Source organism: Caballeronia sp. HLA56 (assembly GCF_054655155.1).
Genome location: NZ_BAAHOB010000001.1, coordinates 202,218 through 217,925 on the forward strand (window position 1 = coordinate 202,218; position 15,708 = coordinate 217,925).

Below are 15,708 nucleotides of genomic sequence, written 5' to 3' on the forward strand. Positions count from 1 at the left end.
TGTCATTGCACAAGATCAACCAGGCGCGCTTGCCCGTGCTGTTTTTCGGCGCCGGCTTGCCACAGGTCGCGGCCCTGTCGGGACAAGCCAAATCGTATGCGGAGCGGCTATTTCACTACCCGGAGGTCGGTGCTCTGCCTGAGGACGATGCCAAGGCAGCGATCCGTCAACCAGTGAACGACGAAGGCGCCGGTATCGACGATGCTGCTCTGAAAGAGATTTTCCTCAAGACGAGAGGCTATCCCTACTTTCTGCAGGAGTGGGGCCATCAGTCCTGGAATCTCGCCGTCGGCGACACGATTACCGTAAGCGACGCAAGGCGCGCCGAGTCGACAACGCTCAAGCGTCTGGACGAAGGGTTCTTCAAAGTTCGCTTCGATCGCCTAACGCCCAAGGAACGCGAATACGTCATTGCCATGGCGAAATTAGGCAGTGGCCCTTATCGTTCGTCCGACGTTGCGGACGCGCTCGGCGAAACCCCGCAGAGTCTCGGTCCTCGCCGCGCGCAGATCATCAACAAAGGCATGATCTACAGTCCGTCCCATGGTGATATCGCGTTCACCGTGCCGATGTTCAATGACTACCTGATTCGCAATTTAAGCATTCTTGGCTGACCGGGCTGCGGATTTGCGCCGAGCGCCGCTAGGGACATAAGGCAGACTAGCGCGAATCACTGTATGAATGTACAGTATGCGCATTTTCCGCGTTCTTCGCGCCCGCGCATGTTTAGCCACGTCCTTCGCACGTCGTCGTCTTCCGGCCTTGTCGGCACGCGTCCGTTCTAGGCAATGGACACGCCCGCCACGCCCACGCCTCGCCGTATCGCGCATCTGGACATGGATGCGTTCTTTGCCTCCGTCGAATTGCTGCGCTATCCCGAACTGCGCGGTCAGCCGGTGGTGGTCGGCGGCGGACGCAATGCCATTCCCGAGACGCTGGCCGACGGCACGCGCCGCTTCAGAAAACTGCGTGATTACGCGGGGCGCGGTGTCGTCACCACCTCCACTTACGAAGCGCGCAAGTTCGGCGTGTTCTCGGCCATGGGCATGATGAAGGCCGCGCAACTCGCGCCCGACGCCATTCTTCTGCCCACGGATTTCGAGTCGTATCGCCATTACTCGCGGCTCTTCAAGACAGCCGTCGCGGCGTTCACGTCGCAGATAGAGAATCGCGGCATCGACGAGATTTATATCGACGTGACCGACATGCCGGGCGATTCCGCGAGCATCGGCCGGCGCATGAAGGACGCGGTGCACGAAGCCACCGGGCTTACGTGCTCGATCTGCATCGCGCCGAACAAGCTGCTGGCGAAGATCGGCTCGGAGCTCGACAAGCCCGACGGCCTGACCATCCTGACGATGGACGATCTCCCCACACGCATCTGGCCGCTCGCGGCGCGCAAGGTGAATGGCATCGGGCCCAAGGCGAGCGAAAGGCTGGCGGCGCTCGGTATCGAGACGGTGGGTGACATTGCCGCCGCCGACCTGGGATTTCTGCAGACGCATTTTGGCGGCACTTACGCCGCATGGCTCGCGCGTATCGCGCAGGGGCAGGACGATCGGCCCGTGGCCGTGAGTTCGCAGCCGAAGTCGATGAGCCGTGAGACCACGTTCGAGCGCGATCTGCATCCGAAGAACGACCGCGCGAAGCTCTCCGAGGCGTTCACGGGGCTGTGCAAGAAAGTCGCCGACGACCTGCAGCGCAAAGGTTACGTAGGCCGGACGGTCGGCATCAAGCTGCGTTTCGACGACTTCCGGACGCTCACGCGTGATCTGACCATTCCCGTTTCCACCGACGACCCCGTCGAGATTCGCCGCGCCGCTACCGAATGCGTAAAGCGCATCACGCTGGATCGACGGCTGCGGTTGCTCGGCGTGCGCGTGAGCGCGTTGAGCGTGCGCGGGGAGGACGGCGGCTTCATCGAACCGATTCAAGTGGAACTGCCGTTCGACTGAGGCGTTAAGCGCCAAAGGGAATAAGCAAATCGCGGATCGTTCGTTGGCGGCACGGCCGCGACGAAGTAGATTGGCTGTCTTTGCGCCGTTCAAGAACATCGTGACGACCCTCGCACCGACCCTCGAAAGTTCGCCCCAAACCGCCGATCGATCCATCGACGAATCCATTCAAATTCGCGCCTTCGACGCGCCGCTCGGCGCCGAGGTCATCGGGCTCGATCTGAGCAAGCCGCTCTCGCAAGCCGATTTCGCGCGCATTCATCGCGCGCATCTCGATCATCACGTGCTCGTGTTTCGCGACCAGCGCATCACGCCGGAACAGCAGGTCACGTTCAGCAAGCGCTTCGGGCCGCTGCAAATTCACGTGCTCAAGCAGTTCGCGCTCGCCGGGCATCCGGAAGTGCTGATCGTTTCCAACGTGCTCGAAAACGGCAAGCCGATCGGTCTCGGCGATGCCGGGCACTTCTGGCACTCGGACCTCTCGTACAAGGAAACGCCGAGTCTCGGCTCACTGCTGCATGCGCAGGAGTTGCCGAAAGTTGGCGGCGATACGCTGTTTTCGAATCAGCATCTTGCGTGGGATACGTTGCCCGAGCATCTGCGTCGCGCAGTCGAAGGACGCCGCGCGGAGCATACCTATCTTGCCAAATACGCCGAGTTGCAGAAACGCAGTCCGTGGCGCCCGAACCTGACGCCCGAGCAAATCGCGCAGGTCAAACCGGTGGTGCATCCCATTGTGCGGACGCATCCGGAGAACGGGCGTCGCGCGCTTTTCGTGAGCGAGCACTTCACCACGCGCATCATCGACATGCCGGAAGACGAGAGCCGCGCGCTCCTCGACGAAATCTTCGCGCATAGCGTGAAGCCGGAGTTTCTTTACCGCCACGAGTGGCGCGATCACGACATGGTGTTCTGGGACAACCGCTCGGTCATGCACTTGGCCGCCGGCACGCCCGACGACGAACGCCGCAAGCTGTATCGCACGACCATTGAAGGCGACGCGCCGTTCTGAGCGCTTATTTCACGGGGTTTTCTCACATGCATTCTCGTTTCGGGAAGCGTTCGTTGCGCGCGCTCGCCGCCGCGCTCGTCGTCTCGTTGGGCTGTTCGGCGACCGCGCAGGCGGAAGGCACGTTGCGCGTGGCCGAGCAATTCGGCGTGGTTTATCTGCTGCTCAACGTGGCGCGCGATCAGAAATTCATCGAGCAGGAAGGCAAGAAGCAAGGCGTCGATATCAAGGTCGATTGGGCCAAGCTCTCGGGTGGCGCGAGCATCAACGACGCGTTGTTGTCCGGCTCTGTGGATATCGCGGCGGCAGGCGTCGGTCCGTTGCTCACGATCTGGGATCGCACGCACGGCAAGCAGAACGTGAAGGGCGTGGCGTCGCTTGGCAATCTGCCGTATTACCTCGTATCGAACGATCCGCGCGTGAAGACCATCGCCGATTTCAGCGATAAAGATCGAATAGCGGTGCCGGCCGTGGGCGTCTCGGTGCAGTCGCGCATTCTGCAATTCGCGTCGGCCAAGCAATGGGGCGACAAGCAGTACGATCGCCTCGACAAGCTCACGCAAGCGGTGCCGCATCCGGACGCGGCGGCGGCCATCATCGCGGGCGGCACGGAAATCAACGCGCACTTTGGCAATCCGCCGTTCCAGCAGCAGGAACTCGCGGGCAATCCGAAAGCGCATATCGTGCTGAACTCGTATGACGTGCTGGGTGGGCCGAGTTCGGCCACCGTGCTTTATGCAACGGAGAAGTTCCGCAATGAGAACCCGAAGACGTATCGCGCTTTCGTCGATGGCCTCAACGATGCGGCGCGCTTCGTCACCGCCAATCCCGAGAAGGCGGCCGACATCTATTTGCGCGTGAACAACGCGAAGCTCGACCGTGATCTGCTCCTCAAGGTCATCAAGGACCCTGCGGTGCAGTTCAAGGTCCAGCCGCAGAACACCTTTCCGCTTGCGCAGTTCATGCATCGCGTGGGCGCGATCAAGAACGATCCCAAATCGTGGCAAGACTACTTTTTCGACGATCCCGTGACGCGCGGCGGCAGTTGATATCGAGTTGATATCGCGCTGACTGCTTTCCATATTCGCAAAGATTGGTTAGGCGAACGTGCCGCCCTGACTATGCTTGAGGATTGCATTCAGGCATAAGATCATGGCGGCGAATCCCCAAGCCATTTATCCGCGCGAACCCCAGCCCGAAGCCGGGACGAGCGGCAAGCTGCTGTCGGCCAGAAACGTTTCTCTCGAATACCGCACGCCCGAAAGGCTCGTGCGGGCCACGCACGATGTCAGCTTCGACGTCTACGGCGCCGACCGCTTCGTGCTGCTCGGTCCTTCGGGCTGCGGCAAATCCACCTTGCTGAAGGCCGTCGCGGGCTTTATCGAACCGGTGTCGGGCAGTATCGAAATAGCCGGTGAGCGCGTGAAGGGGCCGGGCGCGGATCGTATCGTCGTGTTCCAGGAATTCGATCAGTTGCCGCCGTGGAAGACGGTGCTGCAAAACGTCGCGTTTCCGCTGCGTGTTGCGCGCAAGCTCAGTCGCGCCGAGGCGCGGGAACGCGCGCTCCATTATCTCGACAAGGTAGGTTTGGCGCGTTTCGCGGATGCCTATCCCCATACGCTCTCGGGCGGCATGAAGCAACGTGTGGCGATTGCACGCGCGCTTGCCATGCAGCCGCGCATTCTGCTGATGGACGAGCCCTTCGCCGCACTCGATGCACTCACGCGCCGCCGCATGCAGGAAGAGTTGCTGCGTCTGTGGAGCGATGAGCGCTTCACACTCATGTTCGTCACGCATTCGATCGAAGAGGCGTTGATCGTCGGCAATCGCATCTTGTTACTGACGCCGCATCCGGGACGCGTGCGCGCCGAACTGAATAGCCATCAATATACGCAGGAGAGTCTGGGTCGCGGGGAGTTTCAGCAGAGCGTCGCGCGCATTCATCGCTTGCTGTTCGAAGAGGAGGCCGTGCAATGAGCACGCCGCATCTCGCCGCACCGCCGGTACGCCCGGAATATGAAGTGGAGCCCGCCGCGCCCGCGGACATTCAGTATCAAAGCGAAGTCAAACTGCCGCTCGCGCGGCGGATCGCGGACACGTCGTGGCTGCGCAAGACGCTGATTGCGCTGGTGCTCATCGGCATTTGGGAAATCGCCGCGCGCTTCGTCGATAACGATCTGTTACTGCCGACGTTCAGCGCAACGGCCGTTGCGTTCGTGCAGGGGATCATCTCGGGCGAGCTCATCGACAAGGTTGCCATTTCAATGTCGGTGCTGTTGCGCGGTTATTTGCTCGGCGCGGCGCTCGCGTTCGTCTTGACGTCGCTTGCGGTCTCGACGCGCATCGGCCGGGATATCTTGTCGATGCTCACGGCAATGTTCAATCCGTTGCCGTCCATCGCGCTGTTACCGCTGGCGTTGTTGTGGTTCGGCCTTGGCACGGGCAGCTTGTTGTTCGTGCTGGTGCATTCGGTCTTGTGGCCGCTTGCGCTCAACACCTATTCGGGTTTTCAGGCGGTGCCTTCGACTTTGCGCATGACAGGCCGCAATTACGGGCTGACGGGCTTGCGTCACGTGGTGCTGATTCTCGTGCCTGCCGCGTTGCCGTCGATTCTTGCCGGCTTGCGAGTGGGCTGGGCATTCGCGTGGCGGACCTTGATTGCAGCGGAGCTTGTCTTCGGCGCGAGTTCAGGAAAGGGCGGCCTTGGATGGTACATCTTTCAGAACCGCAACGAGCTTTACACGGATCGCGTGTTCGCGGGACTTGCAGCGGTGATCGTGATCGGTCTTGCTGTCGAGCATCTCGTGTTCGATACGGTCGAGCGTGTCACCGTGCGCCGCTGGGGTGTGCAAAATTAATCGGATTCGTGCATTTGAAAGTCGGCCCCGCATGGCGCAGCCAGCGGGGCCGATTTGTCTTTAAAGCTTGGCCAATCCATGCTCGCGTGCCGGCACGAAGGCGCGCACCAGCATGTAAATTCCGGCGATGCCAACCAGCACATAGACGATCCGCGATAGCGGCGAGGCCACGCCGAAGATCGCCGCCACGAGATCGAGCTGCAGCAGTCCCACCAGCCCCCAATTCAACGCACCGATGATGACAAGCGCGCCAGCGACCCAATCGATCGGGCTACGATGAACGCGAACGGTTCCTTTCGATGAAACAGTAGACATTTTTGGTGATCCTAATGAATTACGAGGGAAAAAAGAGCCGCAATCGAGCGGCTCTTTTCGTTCCGGTTCCGCACCGCATTAGCCGCAGAACCGGCGGTTACTACTTAATGCAGCTTAGTTCGAGGTTGCGGCCGTTGCCATGCCGGAGCCGAGATCGGCGCCGGTGGTCGGGTCGCTCGATGGGTCCGATGCGGTACGCGTAGCCATTGCCTGCAACGCATCCACTTCTTCTTTCGACACGCCGACGGTAGCCGTGCCATCGCCGCCATCGACTGCGGGTTGCGGATCTTCGACGAACTTCCAGTCGCCGCCTTCATTCCACGAACCGCGCGCGTCATCGCCCTTCGACATATTGAAGTACACGCTCGTGAATTCCGGCTGACCGGGCAGCTTGCCTTGCGGGAAATTCGGCTGAATGGAATGCAGCGCCTTTTCGAAGGACTTCTGATGCGCGATTTCACGCGTCATCAAAAAGCCGAGCGCTTCCTTGATGCCCGGATCGTCGGTCACGTTGATAAGGCGTTCATAGACGATCTTCGCACGTGCTTCCGCCGCGATATTCGAGCGCAGGTCGGCAGTCGGTTCGCCGATCGTATCGATATAAGCTGCGGTCCAAGGCACACCGGCCGAGTTCGTAAGCGCCGGTCCGCCGCCATAGAGCAGAGCGGTCGTGTGCGAGTCGTTACCGTGACCGGTCATCGAGCGATACAGCTCGGCTTCGGTCTGCACGGCTTCGGCGAGTTGGCCCTTTGCGCCCTTGTTGAGCATGGCCACGATCGAGCCGATGATTTCCAGATGGCTCAGTTCTTCGGTGGCGATATCGAACAGCAGGTCCTTGCGGCCCGGATCGTCTTCCGATACAGCTTGCGTGAAGTAACGGCATGCCGCCGCCAGTTCGCCTTGCGGCCCGCCAAACTGCTCTAGCAAAAGATTGGCAAGACCAGGATTCGGCGCAGCTACGCGGACGGTGTATTGCAGACGCTTATTGTGAACGAACATATCAGCCACTCCTTTGTAACAGCGAGCGCCGTCCTGCAGCGGACGAGCGCACGCATTCAGTTTTAGATGAGTTGTTGATCTCGCGGCGACCGAGAGGACGTTGTTGCGTCACTTGCGGTCATCTTGCTGCGAGCCTCAGCGCATGGTTCGCGCTGGCTGAACGGCCGGGGACAGGGCCGAATTGAGTGTTGAATGGGGAACCAAGTTCATGCAGCCGCGTGGACTGGCATGGCGTCGGCTTGTGAGTACTACAGCAACCGCCGTGCCATTGAATCCGTCATGCAGCTTATTCCTTCAGCGTTCAGCGAGAAGCACCGATCGCTCGAGAAGTATCTGGACGTTCGCAATCGGTGTGCCGCGACCCCGTCGTGATCAGAACTCACGGCACGCGGAATAGCCTTTGCTCTTGGCTAACGACTCTCAAAGCTCAACGGAAAGTATGCATTCCAGATTAATCGAAACCTTGTCGCGCGCGATGTTCTCCGGCGCAAGCGCGGGTGTGGCGTCGGCGCTTGTCGCAGCGGCGGGCGCGTCGAAATCCGGGCATCGTCCTTATTCGGCGATGAACGCTGTCGCGCATTGCATCTGGCCCGAACAGGCGCCAAAGGAGGAGGCGCCCAGCGTTCGATTTACCGCCGTCGGTTCTGGCATCCATCTGGGCAGCGCGGTTTTTTGGGGCGTGCTATTCGAAACGCTGTGCACTTCGCGTGCGCGTCCGCGTGATGTCGTTGCTGCCGCGATTGCAACGTCAGTCACTGCTTATGTCGTGGATTACCATGTCGTCCCTAAACGCTTCACGCCGGGATACGAAGCGCGTTTGAGCAAGCGCGCCTTGGCATCGACTTACGTGGCACTGGGTGCGGGGTTTGCCATGGTGGCGTTGGCGCGCATGGGGCGATCGCGCTAAAGGATGTGAGGTGCGGTCCGTGATGCGTCATACCAAATGAGTCGCGACGCCAGGGCAACGCCGCGACGATTTACAGCGTGGTCAGTCTTGCAAATCCGCCGGCACCTTGCCTCCGTTTTCCGCCAGCTTCTTCATGACTTGCTTATGAAGCCAGATGTTCATGGACGCGGAATCGTCGGTGTTGCCGGTGTAGTGCAACTCGGCGGCTAGCGACTTGCGCGCATCCAGGCTGCTGTCGAGATCGAGCAACTTAAGCAAGTCGACAATCGAAGTACGCCAGTTCAGGGTCGCACCGCTTTGCTGCTGCTTCTGCGTGAGGATTGCTTCGACATCCACTTCGGGCATCGGCGTGACCGGCGGGCGCGCGGGTTCGGCGCTTGCCGTGCCTGCGGGCGTGCTCGTCGGCGTGCCCGATGCCGTCGGTGTCGCCGGAGCTGCGCCCGGTGAAGCGGGCGGAGTAGCGGCGCCGGATGCGCTCGCGGCCGGATGATCGTGCGGGAAAATCTTGTTCAGGATGCTTGAAAAGATGCTCATGGTTCCTCCGTTGGTTTCATTGGTGTTTTGCGATGAAGCCTGTCATTTCTTCACCGGCCGTCGGACAAGGACGCATAAAGCAAGCCTGCTTCCGACAGACTCGTACGTCATGGTGAGCGAACCATCGTACAGTTAGGCTCGAAGGGTAGTTGTCGATGCTAATCTCGATCGCCCGCCCACTCGCAGCCGTCGACGCGACGGAGTGAAATACCGCAGACATACATCGGTTTATTGAACACATGACGCTCAAACAGCCTACGTTCATCACTCCGGCTTTCCGAGCACATCCAGAAAAGCCCGCACCTTCGCACTCAACAAACGACGTGAGCTATACAGCGCCCAGATCGCGACGGCCGGACCCGCATCCTCCCCCAACGCGACCAGCCTGCCCGCAGCCACATCCGGCGCAACGAGCAACCCAGGCAGAAGCGCGGCGCCCGCACCATCCAGCACGGCTTCGCGTATCAATAAGAGCGACGACATACGCAACACCGTCCGTGCTTCGATGGTACGTGACTTGCCATTGGCGGTACGAATTTGCCAAGGCGTGTCGTTTGCGGTGGAAAGCGTGATCGCAGGCAGCAACGTGGGAAGTTCATCGCTGTCGATAAGCGAAGGCGCAGCAACCAGCACGCGCCGGTCGGTCGCGATCTGACGGCCCATGAGTAGCACGTCGGCCGCCGGATTCACGCGTATCACGAGGTCATAAGCGTCTTGCACGGGATCGACCAGACGGTCCTCGGCGACGAGCTCCAGTTCGACTTCGGGATAAGCAAGCGCGAACCGGGCAGCCACACGCGCAAGCACCGCATGTGTGAACACGACGGGCCCGCTTACGCGCAGCTTGCCGCGTGGCACGGGTGCGCGCGAGGCGATCGATTCGCCGAGATCGGCGATATCCGCGAGCAGTCCGTGCGTTCCCTGATGCAGCGCCTGACCGTCCTCCGTGAGCCGCAACGTGCCCGAGCCGCGCTCGATCAGCCGCACGCCGAGCTCCTGTTCGAGTTCGGCGACGCGTCGCGAAAGCGTGGCTTTCGGCCGGTCGAGCTTGCGCGCGGCGGCCGCGAAACCGCCATGTTGGGCGACGGCGTTGAAATCGGCGAGAGCGATCAGATTCATAGCGTTCCATCCGTGAGACGGGGCGTCTTGTTTTCAGGGCTTCCGACTCGAAAGCGGAACGCCTATCGTATCAACACCGGGCCTTTTGACGGCCCGATCAACTCGAAAACTGGAGAATCAACATGGCTATTCTCGTTACAGGAAGCACGGGCGTGATCGGCACGCAGGTCATCGAACAACTCGCGCGGCTGGATGGCGGCGTCGAGGTGAGGGCGCTGACGCGCAAGCCCGCAGACGCGAAGTTTCCGGCGCACGTCAAGCCAGTGCAGGGCGATCTGAGCGGCCTCTCTTCGTTTGCAGCGGCGCTCGCCGATATCGACACGCTGTTCCTGCTCGCGCCGAACGCTGCCGACGAACTCACGCAGGCCCTGCAGGCTTTGAGCCTTGCGCGCGAGGCGGGCGTGAAGGGCATCGTCTATTTGTCGGTATTCAAGGGCGACGAATATGCGGATGTGCCGCACTTCACGAGCAAGCACACCGTGGAGCGCATGATCGAGCGTGAGGCGCTGCCCGTCACCGTGCTGCGTCCGGCGTATTTCATGCAGAACGACGTGCGCCAGAAAGAGCCGCTGCTGAACGCGGGAATCTTCGGCATGCCTATCGGCGATAAAGGGATTTCGATGGTCGATGTGCGCGATATCGGCGAGGCGGCCGCGCGCGAATTGCTCCGACGCGAACACGCAACCGACGCGCTGCCCGCCGAAACGTACGACCTCGTCGGACCGGAGGCGATCACTGGGAGGAGCGTCGCGGCTATCTGGACCGAAGCCTTGCAGCGCCCCATCCGTTACGCCGGCGACGACCTCGCTCCTTTGCAGGCAAGCCTCAAGGCGGCGCCCGAATGGCTCGCGTACGACATGCAACTCATGATGCGGCGCTATCAGCGGGAAGGCGCGGTGGCAACGGCCGCGCAGATCGAGCGCCTGAGCGCGCTGTTGCAGAGGCCGCCGCGGTCGTATCGCGACTTTGCGCGGGAGACGGCGAGCAGCTGGCTCGACGCTTGAGCGGACGGTTCAGGCGCGCAGATTCCACTTGATGATCGCGCGGGTGTCGCGCTCGAAGCCGAGCACGCTCATCGACGCGGTATCGAGCACGAGATGCGCGCCGAACGTGGCCGTGCCGGTGACCCACTGCGCCGCGAGCACGCGCAGAAAGTGCGCGTGCGAAAAGATGGCGATATGCGTCTTGCCGGAGCCAGTCAGCCGGTCGATCACGGATTGCGCGCGGCGTCCGATATCGGCGGCAATCTCGCCTTGGGGCATGGGGGAAGTCCAGACCGACCAGTCGGGAATCTCCTGGCGGATATCCACGGTCTTCCTGCCTTCGTAGATGCCGTAGTCCCATTCGTGCAGCGACGGCTCGACCTCCGCTTGATCGCCGAGACCCGCGAGCTTGCAGGTCTCCCGCGCGCGGCTCATCGGACTCGTGAGCACGAGATCGAACGACTGGGCGGCGAGCACGGGTGCGAGCGCCGATGCCTGCTTGCGGCCTTCGTCGGTCAAGGGGATATCGGTCGAACCGGTGTGCTGGCCCGACTTGCTCCATTCGGTTTCGCCATGCCGGATCAGCCAGATATGCATGCTGTCGTGGGGTTTGGAATCGGCCATGATGTGGGGAGAGTGGTTCGCGCACACGCGCGGCGTGGCTTGCATGGTAAGGGTTATGGGAGCGTTTGTCAGAGGCGGTGTAAAAGGAGGTGCCGCATGACTATCACGGCGCGGCATCCGAGCTCGTGCTGCCGTTCCTGCGCAAAAACACCCACGCATTAAACCCCGCCCCCATGAACATCAACACGCTCGTCATCGCGAACACCGAATGCATGCCCACGTGCGCCGCGATGAAGCCGCCCGCGAGCGGCCCCGTCACCTGTCCGATGTATTGCGCCGAAGTCGCATAGCCGAGGATATAACCCGCCGCGCTGTCCGGCACGCTATGACGCACCACGCTAGTGATGGCGGGCAAAAGACCGCCGAGCGCAAGCCCCATTAGAAAGCGCAGCACGACGAGCTGCGTGCCGGTCGTGACGAAGATCTGTGGAATCAGCAGCACGCCGCATAACCCGAGACACGCGACGATCACCTTCGTCGCGCCGATGCGGTCCGCCAGCCGCCCGACGCGAGGCGCGGCGAGCACGCTACCCAGCGCGGCGGCGGACATCACGAGGCCCGCGACCAGCGTCACGTTCTTCTGGTCCTGCACCAGTTGCGACACGTACACGGTGATGATCGGTTCGATCGACATGTTGGCGAACATCAGCAGCATGGCGCTCGCGAGCATCGCGATGACGGGCGTAAGCTTCGGCACGTCGCGCCAGCCGCTGCTGCGCGCGCGGGCCGGCGAACCCTTCGCGCCATCGGGCACACGGCGCTCTTCCTTCACGAAGAGCGTCGTCATGATGAACGAGCAGAAAATAAGGCCGCCTGCAAGAAAGAAGGTCGAACGGATGCCGATCAGCCCAGGCAGCAGCCCGCCCACGAGCGGGCCGACGAGATTGCCCGCCATCATTCCCGACGCGTGCGTGCCGAGCGCCCACGCGGTGCGGTGCCGTGGCGTCTGCGTCGCGATCATCACGATGGCGCCGCTCGCATAGCCGCCGACGAGTCCCGCGAGAAAGCGGATCGCCACCAGTTGCCAGACCGTCTGCACGACACCGAGCAGCGACATGGTGATCGCCATGCCGAGACTCGCGCGGATCAAAATCGGCTTGCGGCCATATCGGTCGGCAAGACGCCCCCACAAAGGCGCGACGAGACCCGCTGCCAGAAAGGTCGCGCCGAACGCGACGCCCGACCATTGCACCGCGCTCTCCACGGAGGCCGCGCCTAACTGCTGCACGTAAAGCGGCAAAAAGGGCAGGAGGAGCGTCATCGCCATGATGGTGGTGAACGAACCGAACACGCAGACATAGAGATTGCGTTGCCAGTGCAGCGAGCTATCGGCGTGCGGCGGAACAGTAGCGGACATGTGGATGCGGACAGGAGAGTGAAGTCGAGTTCCCGTGAATGTCGCAGATTTCATGGCGATGCGCTTGGCCACGACGACGCGGCATGCATCGTGCAACGGCCCTGGGCGCGTTACGATGAACGCGCCACGAGTCCACGACCGATGGAGAACGCCGAGTGAAGATCGCGACTTTCAACATCAACGGCATCCGCCCGCGCCTGTCCGCCCTGCTCGGGTGGCTCGAACGCGAGGAGCCGGATATCGTCTGTCTGCAGGAGCTGAAAGCAACCGATGCGCAGTTTCCCGCCGCCGATATCGAGAAAGCGGGCTACGGCGCGCTGTGGCACGGTCAGGCATCGTGGAACGGCGTCGCCATTCTTGCCAAGGGCGCGGAACCGATCCTTAGCCGGCGCGGATTGCCAGGTGGCGAAGACGACACACATAGCCGCTACATCGAGGCCGCAGTCAATGGTTTGCTGATCGGATGTCTTTATCTTCCGAACGGCAACCCGCAGCCCGGCCCGAAGTTCGACTACAAGCTCGCTTGGTTCGAGCGCCTCAACGCGCACGCGGCCGCTTTGCTCAAGAGTGGCCATCCTGTCGTGCTCGCGGGCGATTACAACGTCATTCCCACCGACGAGGATATCTACAACACGCGCTCATGGAAAAAGGATGCGCTGTTGCAGCCCGAGAGCCGCGCGGCTTACGAGAAGCTGCTGGCGCAAGGTTGGACCGATGCATTGCGCAAGCATTATCCGAATGAGCGTATCTATACGTTCTGGGATTATTTTCGGCAGCATTGGCAGACGAACTCGGGTTTGCGCATTGATCATCTCTTGCTGAGCAAGGACCTCGCGCCGAAGCTGAAAGATGCGGGCGTCGACACGTGGGTGCGTGGCGAGCCGCATGCAAGCGATCATGCGCCAACGTGGATCGTGCTGAAGGAAGGGCGCGGCGGCGCGCGCCCGAAGAAGAAGGCGGCGGACGCTTGAGGCGCGTCAGCTCGATCTTTTCGATGCCGCGCGTGTTGCCTTCGTGACAGCGGTCTGCGCGCTCTGTGTGATCTCGCCGCTCGCATCGAGAATGACGCCGCTGGTTTGCTCCGCGGTTGTAGTCGCGGTGTCGGCGAGATCGGTGATGACGGCGCCCGTGGACTGCGCGGCTTCGGTGGCGTCGGTCGTGGCGGTATCGAAGAGACCCTTTAGTTTGATGCCGTTTTGCTCATACTGACTGCGCACTTCGCCGACGACGTCAGCTTCCGTTGACGTGATGATCGACAACACATGCTGTCCGTACGATGCCGCTTTCTGCGGGAACTGCGCGAGCATGATCGACTGCCAGCCGAAGACATCGCCGGCGCTGGCTTCATCGCCCGCTTTCAGAAGCGCGTTGCTTTCCTCGACCATTTTATTGACGGTCTGCACGTTGAGTTCGGCGAGCGCCTGCATGGTGCTCGCGAATCGGCCGCTGATAGTGAGAAACGCCTGTAGATTGGCGCGAGCAAGCGATGGCATCTGGTAGGCGAATTGACCGGGGTATTGGAACATTTGGCGCTCCTTGCAGGATTGGTTATGTTCGCGGCGCTCGTGCCGCATGCGATCAATGTGACGTGACGGTGTAGCGCCGGTTCCCTCGATCCCGCGCGAAATTTTGCTGACACTCGTGCTTATGCGACAACGCGAAGAAGTGTCGCTGAACCGTCACTCCTCCCCCTGCCTCAAACTCAACGGCATCTCCCCCGCAATCTCGCGCTCGACATCCGCCGCCGCTCTGCCGCGATTGAAGAACGCATTGAGCAGGATCGCAAACACGGCAGCAAGCGTGATGCCGCTGTGCGTCAACGGCCCGGCCCACGCCGGCATGTGCGCAAAGAACGTCGGCGCGACGAGCGGAATCACGCCCACGCCCAGACTGATCGCGATGATCAGCAAGTTGTTCTTGCTCTCGTAATCGACCTTGCCGAGTATCTTCACGCCCGTGGCCGCGACCATGCCGAACATCGCGATTCCCGCGCCGCCCAACACGACCACGGGAATCGATGCGATCAAATTCGACAGCTTCGGCAAGAGCCCGAGCAATATCAGGATCACGCCCGATACCGCGACCACCCAGCGGCTCTTCACGCCCGTAATCCCGACGAGTCCGATGTTCTGCGAAAACGAGCTATGCGGAAACGTATTGAAAATGCCGCCAATCACCGTGCCGAGGCCATCGGTGCGTAAGCCACGCGTCGCGTCGCCGCGCGATACCGGCCGCCCCGCGAGATCGCCCAGCGCGAGAAACATGCCGAGCGATTCCACCATGATGACGACCATCACGAGACACAGCGACGCAATCGCCGCGATATCGAAAGTCGGCCAGCCGAAAGCGAACGGCCGCACCGGAGAAAACCATGCCGCTTGAGCAGTGCCCGAGACATCGACGAGTCCGAGCGCCAACGCGACCGCGAAGCCAATCGCCATGCCGAGCAGCACGGAGATATTCGCGAGAAAGCCGCGCAGATACTTGTTGATGACGAGAATCGCCAGCAGCACGATGCCCGCGATCATCAAGTTCTTCGGATCGCCGAAATTAGGCGCGCCGCGCCCGCCGCCCGCCCAGTTGATCGCCACCGGAAAGAGCGTCATGCCTATGGTCAGGATGATCGTGCCCGTGACGATAGGCGGAAAGAAGCGCATCAGCCGCCCGAAAAATGGCGCGATGAGTATGGCGAACACGCCCGCCGCGATGGTCGCGCCGAAGATGGCGGTGAGCCCCGCGCCCGACGAAGCCATGGCGACCATCGGCCCGACCGGCGCGAAACTCACGCCCATGATGACCGGCAAGCGAATGCCGAATTTCCATACGCCGATGCACTGCACCAACGTCACGATCCCGCACGCAAAGAGGTCCGAGCTGATGAGAAACGCGACTTGATCCTTCGGCAGCTTGAGCGCCGCGCCAATGATGAGCGGCACTGCAATCGCGCCCGCATACATCACGAGCACGTGCTGTATGCCCACTGCAAGCATGGCGGGCAAGGGCAGCACTTCATCGACGGGATGGATCGTGTGGGCCATGTGTGCTCCG

At 61.6% G+C, this 15,708-nt stretch carries 17 protein-coding genes; 9 read left to right on the forward strand and 8 right to left on the reverse strand.

Going from position 1 to position 15,708, the window contains the following annotated elements:
• Positions 1 to 5 precede the first annotated feature (5 nt).
• The 6 genes from ACYQ47_RS01000 (at position 6) to ACYQ47_RS01025 (ending at position 5,822) form a co-directional block, all read left to right on the forward strand.
• On the forward strand, positions 6 to 614 hold the full coding sequence (locus ACYQ47_RS01000; RefSeq protein WP_459904221.1) for a hypothetical protein: 609 nt from the start codon (positions 6 to 8) through the stop codon (positions 612 to 614).
• A gap of 174 nt (positions 615 to 788) precedes the next feature.
• Positions 789 to 1,955 carry a DNA polymerase IV gene (dinB, locus tag ACYQ47_RS01005; RefSeq protein ID WP_459904222.1) on the forward strand — a complete coding sequence of 389 codons (1,167 nt, stop codon included), beginning with the start codon at positions 789 to 791 and terminating at the stop codon, positions 1,953 to 1,955.
• Positions 1,956 to 2,109: 154 nt separating this feature from the next.
• Positions 2,110 to 2,967, forward strand: coding sequence for a TauD/TfdA dioxygenase family protein (locus ACYQ47_RS01010; RefSeq protein ID WP_250493801.1), 858 nt, complete (start codon positions 2,110 to 2,112; stop codon positions 2,965 to 2,967).
• Positions 2,968 to 2,993: 26 nt separating this feature from the next.
• A complete protein-coding gene (locus tag ACYQ47_RS01015; protein WP_250467506.1) occupies positions 2,994 to 4,013 on the forward strand; it encodes an ABC transporter substrate-binding protein in 1,020 nt (339 codons plus the stop codon).
• Positions 4,014 to 4,116: 103 nt separating this feature from the next.
• Positions 4,117 to 4,941 carry an ABC transporter ATP-binding protein gene (locus ACYQ47_RS01020; RefSeq protein WP_459904223.1) on the forward strand — a complete coding sequence of 275 codons (825 nt, stop codon included), beginning with the start codon at positions 4,117 to 4,119 and terminating at the stop codon, positions 4,939 to 4,941.
• The gene (locus ACYQ47_RS01025) at positions 4,938 to 5,822 is read left to right on the forward strand and encodes an ABC transporter permease (RefSeq protein ID WP_250510376.1); all 885 of its coding nucleotides are present in this window, start codon (positions 4,938 to 4,940) and stop codon (positions 5,820 to 5,822) included. Before ACYQ47_RS01020 ends, ACYQ47_RS01025 begins: the two co-directional genes overlap by 4 nt.
• 60 nt (positions 5,823 to 5,882) lie before the next feature.
• On the opposite strand, the gene ACYQ47_RS01030 is transcribed toward ACYQ47_RS01025, so the two are convergent.
• Positions 5,883 to 6,137, reverse strand: a complete 255-nt coding sequence (locus ACYQ47_RS01030; RefSeq protein WP_459904224.1) for a DUF378 domain-containing protein — start codon at positions 6,135 to 6,137, stop codon at positions 5,883 to 5,885.
• Between the two features lie 114 nt (positions 6,138 to 6,251).
• A complete protein-coding gene (locus tag ACYQ47_RS01035; protein ID WP_244828755.1) occupies positions 6,252 to 7,136 on the reverse strand; it encodes a manganese catalase family protein in 885 nt (294 codons plus the stop codon).
• Positions 7,137 to 7,575: 439 nt separating this feature from the next.
• On the opposite strand from ACYQ47_RS01035, the gene ACYQ47_RS01040 reads away from it, so the two are divergent.
• Complete coding sequence (locus tag ACYQ47_RS01040) at positions 7,576 to 8,043, forward strand: hypothetical protein (protein WP_250493708.1); 468 nt, start codon at positions 7,576 to 7,578, stop codon at positions 8,041 to 8,043.
• Positions 8,044 to 8,124: 81 nt separating this feature from the next.
• Here ACYQ47_RS01040 and ACYQ47_RS01045 read toward each other — a convergent pair whose 3' ends face one another.
• Positions 8,125 to 8,577, reverse strand: a complete 453-nt coding sequence (locus tag ACYQ47_RS01045) for a DUF3597 domain-containing protein (RefSeq protein ID WP_250526994.1) — start codon at positions 8,575 to 8,577, stop codon at positions 8,125 to 8,127.
• Positions 8,578 to 8,841: 264 nt separating this feature from the next.
• Positions 8,842 to 9,696 carry a LysR family transcriptional regulator gene (locus ACYQ47_RS01050; RefSeq protein ID WP_459904225.1) on the reverse strand — a complete coding sequence of 285 codons (855 nt, stop codon included), beginning with the start codon at positions 9,694 to 9,696 and terminating at the stop codon, positions 8,842 to 8,844.
• A 122-nt stretch (positions 9,697 to 9,818) separates the two neighbouring features.
• On the opposite strand from ACYQ47_RS01050, the gene ACYQ47_RS01055 reads away from it, so the two are divergent.
• Positions 9,819 to 10,700 (forward strand): SDR family oxidoreductase, encoded by an 882-nt coding sequence (locus ACYQ47_RS01055; RefSeq protein WP_459904226.1) that lies wholly within the window; start codon positions 9,819 to 9,821, stop codon positions 10,698 to 10,700.
• Between the two features lie 9 nt (positions 10,701 to 10,709).
• On the opposite strand, the gene ACYQ47_RS01060 is transcribed toward ACYQ47_RS01055, so the two are convergent.
• Positions 10,710 to 11,303 (reverse strand): histidine phosphatase family protein, encoded by a 594-nt coding sequence (locus ACYQ47_RS01060; protein ID WP_250467498.1) that lies wholly within the window; start codon positions 11,301 to 11,303, stop codon positions 10,710 to 10,712.
• Between the two features lie 103 nt (positions 11,304 to 11,406).
• On the reverse strand, positions 11,407 to 12,660 hold the full coding sequence (locus ACYQ47_RS01065) for an MFS transporter (protein ID WP_459904227.1): 1,254 nt from the start codon (positions 12,658 to 12,660) through the stop codon (positions 11,407 to 11,409).
• A gap of 155 nt (positions 12,661 to 12,815) precedes the next feature.
• Between ACYQ47_RS01065 and ACYQ47_RS01070 the strand changes: the two genes are divergently transcribed.
• Positions 12,816 to 13,631: an exodeoxyribonuclease III gene (locus ACYQ47_RS01070; protein WP_244828748.1), complete on the forward strand. Its 816-nt coding sequence runs from the start codon at positions 12,816 to 12,818 to the stop codon at positions 13,629 to 13,631.
• A 6-nt stretch (positions 13,632 to 13,637) separates the two neighbouring features.
• Here ACYQ47_RS01070 and ACYQ47_RS01075 read toward each other — a convergent pair whose 3' ends face one another.
• Complete coding sequence (locus tag ACYQ47_RS01075) at positions 13,638 to 14,186, reverse strand: phasin family protein (RefSeq protein ID WP_250467495.1); 549 nt, start codon at positions 14,184 to 14,186, stop codon at positions 13,638 to 13,640.
• A gap of 153 nt (positions 14,187 to 14,339) precedes the next feature.
• Positions 14,340 to 15,698 carry a nucleobase:cation symporter-2 family protein gene (locus ACYQ47_RS01080; protein ID WP_244828746.1) on the reverse strand — a complete coding sequence of 453 codons (1,359 nt, stop codon included), beginning with the start codon at positions 15,696 to 15,698 and terminating at the stop codon, positions 14,340 to 14,342.
• Positions 15,699 to 15,708 lie beyond the last annotated feature (10 nt).

What these genes read in the sequence shown, in the direction of transcription:
- dinB (WP_459904222.1), top strand. Translation starts at nt 789, where the DNA reads ATGGACACGCCCGCCACGCCCACGCCTCGCCGTATCGCGCATCTGGAC.
- ACYQ47_RS01015 (WP_250467506.1), top strand. Translation starts at nt 2,994, where the DNA reads ATGCATTCTCGTTTCGGGAAGCGTTCGTTGCGCGCGCTCGCCGCCGCG.
- ACYQ47_RS01020 (WP_459904223.1), top strand. Translation starts at nt 4,117, where the DNA reads ATGGCGGCGAATCCCCAAGCCATTTATCCGCGCGAACCCCAGCCCGAA.
- ACYQ47_RS01025 (WP_250510376.1), top strand. Translation starts at nt 4,938, where the DNA reads ATGAGCACGCCGCATCTCGCCGCACCGCCGGTACGCCCGGAATATGAA.
- ACYQ47_RS01030 (WP_459904224.1), bottom strand. Translation starts at nt 6,137, where the DNA reads ATGTCTACTGTTTCATCGAAAGGAACCGTTCGCGTTCATCGTAGCCCG.
- ACYQ47_RS01035 (WP_244828755.1), bottom strand. Translation starts at nt 7,136, where the DNA reads ATGTTCGTTCACAATAAGCGTCTGCAATACACCGTCCGCGTAGCTGCG.
- ACYQ47_RS01040 (WP_250493708.1), top strand. Translation starts at nt 7,576, where the DNA reads ATGCATTCCAGATTAATCGAAACCTTGTCGCGCGCGATGTTCTCCGGC.
- ACYQ47_RS01045 (WP_250526994.1), bottom strand. Translation starts at nt 8,577, where the DNA reads ATGAGCATCTTTTCAAGCATCCTGAACAAGATTTTCCCGCACGATCAT.
- ACYQ47_RS01050 (WP_459904225.1), bottom strand. Translation starts at nt 9,696, where the DNA reads ATGAATCTGATCGCTCTCGCCGATTTCAACGCCGTCGCCCAACATGGC.
- ACYQ47_RS01055 (WP_459904226.1), top strand. Translation starts at nt 9,819, where the DNA reads ATGGCTATTCTCGTTACAGGAAGCACGGGCGTGATCGGCACGCAGGTC.
- ACYQ47_RS01060 (WP_250467498.1), bottom strand. Translation starts at nt 11,303, where the DNA reads ATGGCCGATTCCAAACCCCACGACAGCATGCATATCTGGCTGATCCGG.
- ACYQ47_RS01065 (WP_459904227.1), bottom strand. Translation starts at nt 12,660, where the DNA reads ATGTCCGCTACTGTTCCGCCGCACGCCGATAGCTCGCTGCACTGGCAA.
- ACYQ47_RS01075 (WP_250467495.1), bottom strand. Translation starts at nt 14,186, where the DNA reads ATGTTCCAATACCCCGGTCAATTCGCCTACCAGATGCCATCGCTTGCT.
- ACYQ47_RS01080 (WP_244828746.1), bottom strand. Translation starts at nt 15,698, where the DNA reads ATGGCCCACACGATCCATCCCGTCGATGAAGTGCTGCCCTTGCCCGCC.